Below are 6042 nucleotides of genomic sequence, written 5' to 3' on the forward strand. Positions count from 1 at the left end.
GAGCGCCAAGGATACAGCCAGCGCGGATTGGTCCCACATTCTCGAGTTATACAGACGAGCCTGTTGTCGGGAAAACGGTCGGATACCCGACACGTCGTTTAGGTTACTATCGACCCTTTGCCGAAGTTGGGAATGTCCGCTTGCTGCCTGCTTGGTGATGCTGGACCTGACCTATCGACAGGGGGGCAAGGTCGGCGCTACGAAGCGCTTTCGCCAATGCCGGCAAGGCGGGCCTTGATCCAGGCCTGCGCCGCATCAAGGTCGGCAAAGATCGGCGGTCGATAATCATTGATGCGGCCGAAACCTGCCTCCAGAAACCACTTGCCCGCGTCCTCGCCGTGCTGCTCGGACAGCTGTACGAGCACGGCCGCGAGAAGCCCGTCAACGAAGACGAGTTGGCTCTCCTGGTCGTCGCTCCCCGTGGCGACCTGCACCGGCTGAAGGCGGAAGTTCATGCCGCAGCACGCTCCCCCAAATGCAGGTAGTTGGCCTTGAACTCGGCCAATGTCCTGAGACGTGGAAGGTCGAGGATTGTCATTCGACGCTGCCGAAGTTTGATCAGTCCTGTTCGGCGGAGTTCCTGCAGCGTGCGGTTGAGGTGCACGTTCGACAGGCCGGTGGTGTCGGCAAGGCCGGCCTGTGTGACGGGCATGTCGTAGCTGTCGCCATCGGTAAGGCTCACCGCCTGCATCCGGACCTGGAGCTCGCAGAACAGGTGTGCGACCCGCTCCAGGGCAGAGCGGCAGCCGACGTTCACCAGCCACTCGCGCAGCGTCGCCTCGTCCACCAGCGTGCTCATCCGGAGCGCACGGGCAAGCTGAGGATGATGCTCCATCACCTCCGCGATCACCTTCGGCGGAATGCAGACCACCTTGCTGGCCGAGAGCGTGGTGATCGAGTGGTCCATCGTGTCCAGCAACGCCACGTCGAGGTCGCACAGGTCGCCAGGCACGAGGTAGGCCATGATCTGCCGCCCTCCGTTCGCTCGCACCTTGTGGCGGCAGGCCATACCTTCCAGGATCAGGAACACGCCCTTCGGTGCCTCACCCTCACGGACGAGATCGGTCTGCGATGGGACGACCCGTGACGGGGCGCTGATCCGCTCCAGCAGCGCCTTGTCCGCCTCCGACAGGGACACGAAGCCCTCCAGCTTCTGCACGAGCGGGTTGCCCCCACCTTCCGCAGCTTGGGCTGACTGTAACGATAGGGGCGTTTCGATGCTGACGGGGGCAGTCCGGGAGGGGGACAGCTCATCCAGCAGGGCCACCACATCCGAGGGCAAAGCCGGCTTGGTCAGCCAAGGCGCACCGTGGAAGCCCACCGCGCGGAGCTCGGTGGGCTGGAAACCCGAGTGGACCACAATCGGAACACCCCGTTGGCGCAGCGCGTGACCCAGGGCGTTGCAGAAGCCGTCCCTGAGCTTGACGTCCAGGACTGCGAGCGTGGGGCTCTCCTTTTCCAGGGCAGCCACAGCCTCAGGGGTAGTCGCGAACGGCCCCAGCACGCGGTAACCTGCCTGCTCCAGAGCATCGCTCATGTCCGCGCTGACCATGGCGTCGGCCTCGGCAAGGAGCACGAGGGGCTGCTGATCGATCAGGTTCACGTCAACTCCAGGAGGAAGAACCACCTGTCACCCAGAAGGCGCAAGCTCTACGCCTAAGTTTAAATCATGCAATGGATTGGTGGTAAACAACAGAAAATGCTCGGTACGCTACCGTTCATTGCGAATGTACGGTACCGCGCATATCTCAAAATAGTGCATTGCAACCTATACCCATTGCAAACACCAAGTTTTTACACCATCCTCAAGCGATCGTTTGCACGAGGTTCCGAGCGCAGGCGGCTGGGAGACGGTGCGCTCTTGCTCCGGGATGGAGGCAAGAGCCCATGGCTCACATCGAACAATCTGCCGTGCACAATCGCCTGCTGAGGGCCATGACCGTCAACGACTTCGGCCGGCTCCAGCCGCATCTGGAACCTGTCGATTTACAGGCCGGGCAGACCCTGACCAAGCCCAACGCCCGAACCGAGCACTTCCACTTCATGGAGACGGGCGTCGCCTCGATCACAGCCGACGGAGCGAATGGACGGGTAGAGGTTGGGATCATCGGCCGAGAGGGTCTGGTGGGCGCGACCCCCGTTCTCCTCGGCTCGGACCGGGCCCCATATGACCACTTCATTCAGGTGCCTGGTGCCGGCCTGCGCATCGACGCCGCGGTCGTGAGCACGGCGGTGGACGAGAGCCCCGCCCTGCGCAAACTGATGCTGCGCTACATTCTGACGGAGATGATCCAGACGCGGCAGACAGCCTTCGTCAACGGGAGCCAGGAGATCGAGGCACGCCTCGCCCGCTGGCTGTTGATGTGCCACGACCGCGTGGATGGCGACGAGCTTCTGCTCAAACACGAGTTCCTGTCGATGATGCTGGGTGTCCGGCGGGCCGGTGTGAGCATGGCCATGCAGCAGCTCGAAGGCACTGGCTGCATCCGTGCCAGGCGCGGTCGCATCACTGTGCTGGACCGCAAGCTTCTGGAGGAGATGGCCGATGGCAGCTACGGAACGCCCGAGGCCGAGTATGCCCGGCTGATCGAGGGCGCATGAGATGCCCCGTTACTTCTTCCACCTTCGCTATGGTCAGGGACTCGACAAGCTTGCGATGGACCCGGAAGGGGACGAACTCGCCGATGACGAGGCGGCACGTCAGCTTGCGTTACAGTCCGCACGCGACCTGGTTGCTGGAGCACGCTCGTTTGCCGTGCGCGATTGGTTCGTTTGCTCCTTCGAGATCGAGGACGAGAAGGCCCGGCGCGTCATGACAGTGCCGTTCAGCGACATCGTTCCCGAAGAAGACGACGAGGATCAGGTGGGCTGACCTGAAAGATTTGCTTCTCGGAAAACGAGACAATCTTTTCTTAGGCAGCCATAAATAATAAACATTAAATAGACACTTAATCCGCCTCCCGTTGTGGTAGTGCATTAGCCGGGGCACGGCGGTATTGACTACAATACTCAAGGTTTCATCGGCGAGCGGCCGCGTCAGCCCATCACGCCTTGTCCGGCGTGGTAAGTTTCTTCGTTTAGAGGGAGGGCGAGCCCCTGTTTCAACCGCATTTATACCTATTGCCGATTGCGAGATTTTGTAAATGCCTCGGGAAATTGAGATTTGTTTGTGCTGAAATAGGGATGTGCTTTTGTAGTCTGCCCATCGACAACTGTCAGTTGATCGACACTTGCCCGGATATGCCGTAGTCCCTTCTGCCGACTCACGGCCGCTTGGACCTTTCCGCATGACCCAGGCTCGCGACTCCAAGACCGACGACGTGATCGCGAGGTCGATGCGCCTCATCGAGGAGTCGAAGCGTGCGCGGCAGGAGACCCGCGCTCTGTGTGCTGCGGCCCCCCTGGACGTGGATGATCTGCTGGCCCGCCAGCATCACGGGGGTGAGCGCCAGACCCGCCCCGCGGTGATCGATTCGAGCAACTTAGGTTCGAGGTTGTGCGCCCGGTAAGCCCAGGCCACAGCAATCCACCGCTGCGCCTCCGTAGACGGGGCCTTCGAGGTCTCAACGGCGCCATTGATGGTGATGTGGTTGATCACGCCGCCGTGACCGTTACCGCCTCGGGGTTGACACCCCGACCCGCCAGACTCAAGCCTGCTGGGCTGGGGCGTGGTCGGTATCTGGTCGGCGAGGCCCTGCGGGGTTAGCCGGGCCGGGACCGTGCTGGCGAGGCCCGCGGCGTTCGGATCTATTCGCACCGTCCCATCAGGCGCGACCGTGTCGGCCTTGCCCTTTCATACCCCCTTCATCTGAGCGTTCGGTCTCAGAAATCGATCCCGCCGAAGGCATTCGCCTCATGATGGTGGGAATGACCTGGTGGTCGACATCTAACGGATGGGACCCATGCTCTCGGTCCGCTGCCGACCCTTTACAGAAGGCGGGAACGTCCGCTCGCAGGCTGCTCGTTGAGGCAGAGACGTATGCCCGGGACGGGGGGGAAGTGGCTGAGGGCTGTTGCCGTGGCGGAGATGTGACTTGTAAGGCCCTGCCTCACAGGGCACAGCCCAACCATGGCCGTGCGCAGAACCATAACCGTCTCCATAACCGCGGAACAGGACGACCTCATTCAGTCCTGCTTGCACTCCGGGCGCTTCGCGAGCACCAGCGAGGTCGTGCGAGCGGGTCTACGCCTATTGGCGCGGGACGAGAGTAAAACGTCGGTCGGTCGATCAGGCCAGCCAAGCAGCACCATCAGCAAGCCGCTGCAAGGTTAGGCCTGAACCGATGGGCGGCGACACGGAATTTCTGTCTGGACCAGGCGAGATGGCGACGCTGATGCGCGCCTTCGATTGGACCACGACCGCCCTTGGCAAGCCGGAGCAGTGGCCGTCCGGGCTGCGCACGGCGGTTCGCCTGCTGCTCAATAGCCACCACCCCATGCACATCTTCTGGGGGCCGGAGGCGACGTTCTTCTACAACGATGGCTTCGTGCCCTCGGCGGGACCAGAGCGACACCCCTCAGCGCTCGGCCGCCCTGCCTCCGAGAGTTGGGGCGAGATCTGGCCTGTCATCGGCTCGGAGGTTGCCAAGGTCCGCATCGGTGGTGGCCATACGTGGTACGAGGATCAGCACGTCCCGATCTTGCGGCTTGGCCGCGTCGAGGATGCGTATTGGACCTACGGGTTCAGCCCGATCGATGACGATACCGCGCCCAACGGCATCGGTGGCGTGATCTCGATCCTGACCGAGACCACCCAGCGCAAGGCGCTGGAGGACAGCCTTCGCGCCAGCAACCAGCGCCAGCGAAGCCTGTTGCAGCAGATACCGGGCTTCATCGCCGTGCTCGAAGGACCGGACCACGTCTACACATACGTCAATGACGCTTACGTGGCGATCGCCGGTTCCCGCGGCTACCTCGGCCGGACTGTGCGCGACGTGTTCCCCGAACTGGAAGGGCAGCCTTTCTTCGACCTGCTCGACGAGGTGTACGCCACCGGTGTCCCGTTCTCGGCTCAGGGCACGCCGATCCGGTTCGTGGATGAGGACGAGGACCGGTACATCGACTTCCTGTTCCAGCCGATCCGCGAACAGAATGGCCCGGTCAACGGCATTCTCGTCGGTGGCCATGAGGTCACGGCGCGCGTGCGTGCCGAGGCCGCGTTACGCGCCGAGAGGGATCAGGCATGGCATCGGGAGGGGAAGGCGCACGCCGATGCCGAGCGCGTGCAACTTGCCCTTGGCGCGGGTGCCATCCTCGGGACGTGGCACTGGGACCTGTCCACCGATCGGTTCACCGTTGACGAGGGCTTCGCCAGCAGCTTCGGCCTCGACCCGGCCCTCGGCACGACCGGCATACCGCTTGCCCAGATCATCGCGACCGTCCACCCCGACGACAAGGCGGCACTGGCCGAGGCGATCAACGACGCCATCCGGCGGGGCGGCGCCTACGCGCACCAGTATCGCGTGCGCCGGACAGACGGGCGCTACTACTGGATCGAGGCCAACGGGCGCGTTGACCGCGCTGAGGACGGCACCCCATCGCGCTTTCCCGGCGTGCTCATCGACGTGGATGAGCGCCGCGCCGTCCTAGAGGAGCGCGACCAGGCGGCGGCAGCGTTGCGCACCCTCAACGAGACCCTGGAACAGCGCGTGGCCGAGCGGACGGTCGAACTGATGCAGGCCGAGGAAGCACTACGTCAGGCTCAGAAGATGGAGGCGGTGGGCCAACTCACCGGCGGTTTGGCGCACGACTTCAACAACCTGCTGGCGGGCATCTCCGGCTCCCTGGAGATGATGCAGAACCGCATGCAGCAGGGCCGGTTCGCCAGGCATTCATGCGTGAACTCATCGACCACATTGAGCATCCGGATCTTGCGTCCATCATGTGTGCGCGCCTCGACGAAGTCGTACGACCATACGTGATTGCGGTGTTCCGGGCGAAGACGGACGCAGGAGCCGTCGTTGTCCCAGATCCGGCCCCGCTTGGGCTGTCTGGCTGGGACCTTCAGACCCTCACGCCGCCAAATGCGCTCGACGCGCTTGT

At 63.2% G+C, this 6042-nt stretch carries 6 protein-coding genes and 1 pseudogene; 4 read left to right on the forward strand and 3 right to left on the reverse strand.

Going from position 1 to position 6042, the window contains the following annotated elements; translation table 11 throughout:
* Nucleotides 1-197: 197 nt before the first annotated feature.
* Nucleotides 198-455: a hypothetical protein gene (locus FV223_RS02340; protein ID WP_147725286.1), complete on the reverse strand. Its 258-nt coding sequence runs from the start codon at nt 453-455 to the stop codon at nt 198-200.
* Complete coding sequence (locus tag FV223_RS02345; protein WP_147725287.1) at nt 452-1603, reverse strand: helix-turn-helix domain-containing protein; 1152 nt, start codon at nt 1601-1603, stop codon at nt 452-454. The genes FV223_RS02340 and FV223_RS02345 overlap by 4 nt, the downstream gene beginning before the upstream one ends.
* A gap of 284 nt (nt 1604-1887) precedes the next feature.
* On the opposite strand from FV223_RS02345, the gene FV223_RS02350 reads away from it, so the two are divergent.
* The 4 genes from FV223_RS02350 to FV223_RS02370 all read left to right on the forward strand — a co-directional run bounded on the left by FV223_RS02350 (nt 1888) and on the right by FV223_RS02370 (nt 5921).
* Nucleotides 1888-2601: a Crp/Fnr family transcriptional regulator gene (locus FV223_RS02350; protein WP_147725288.1), complete on the forward strand. Its 714-nt coding sequence runs from the start codon at nt 1888-1890 to the stop codon at nt 2599-2601.
* A gap of 1 nt (nt 2602) precedes the next feature.
* Nucleotides 2603-2872: a hypothetical protein gene (locus FV223_RS02355; protein WP_147725289.1), complete on the forward strand. Its 270-nt coding sequence runs from the start codon at nt 2603-2605 to the stop codon at nt 2870-2872.
* Nucleotides 2873-3287: 415 nt separating this feature from the next.
* On the forward strand, nt 3288-3509 hold the full coding sequence (locus FV223_RS02360; protein ID WP_147725290.1) for a hypothetical protein: 222 nt from the start codon (nt 3288-3290) through the stop codon (nt 3507-3509).
* Nucleotides 3510-4322: 813 nt separating this feature from the next.
* Complete coding sequence (locus FV223_RS02370) at nt 4323-5921, forward strand: PAS domain-containing protein (protein WP_187276028.1); 1599 nt, start codon at nt 4323-4325, stop codon at nt 5919-5921.
* Here FV223_RS02370 and FV223_RS02375 read toward each other — a convergent pair.
* Nucleotides 5822-6042 (reverse strand): annotated as a pseudogene (locus tag FV223_RS02375) (IS3 family transposase); the annotation flags it as partial. The gene FV223_RS02370 and the pseudogene FV223_RS02375 overlap by 100 nt on opposite strands.

It is taken from the genome of Methylobacterium sp. WL116 (assembly GCF_008039455.1).
Taxonomy (GTDB): Bacteria; Pseudomonadota; Alphaproteobacteria; order Rhizobiales; family Beijerinckiaceae; genus Methylobacterium.

Bases quoted from the DNA above. Each gene is read 5' to 3' on its own strand.
- FV223_RS02340 (WP_147725286.1), bottom strand. From the start codon at position 455: ATGAACTTCCGCCTTCAGCCGGTGCAGGTCGCCACGGGGAGCGACGAC.
- FV223_RS02355 (WP_147725289.1), top strand. From the start codon at position 2,603: ATGCCCCGTTACTTCTTCCACCTTCGCTATGGTCAGGGACTCGACAAG.
- FV223_RS02350 (WP_147725288.1), top strand. From the start codon at position 1,888: ATGGCTCACATCGAACAATCTGCCGTGCACAATCGCCTGCTGAGGGCC.
- FV223_RS02360 (WP_147725290.1), top strand. From the start codon at position 3,288: ATGACCCAGGCTCGCGACTCCAAGACCGACGACGTGATCGCGAGGTCG.
- FV223_RS02370 (WP_187276028.1), top strand. From the start codon at position 4,323: ATGGCGACGCTGATGCGCGCCTTCGATTGGACCACGACCGCCCTTGGC.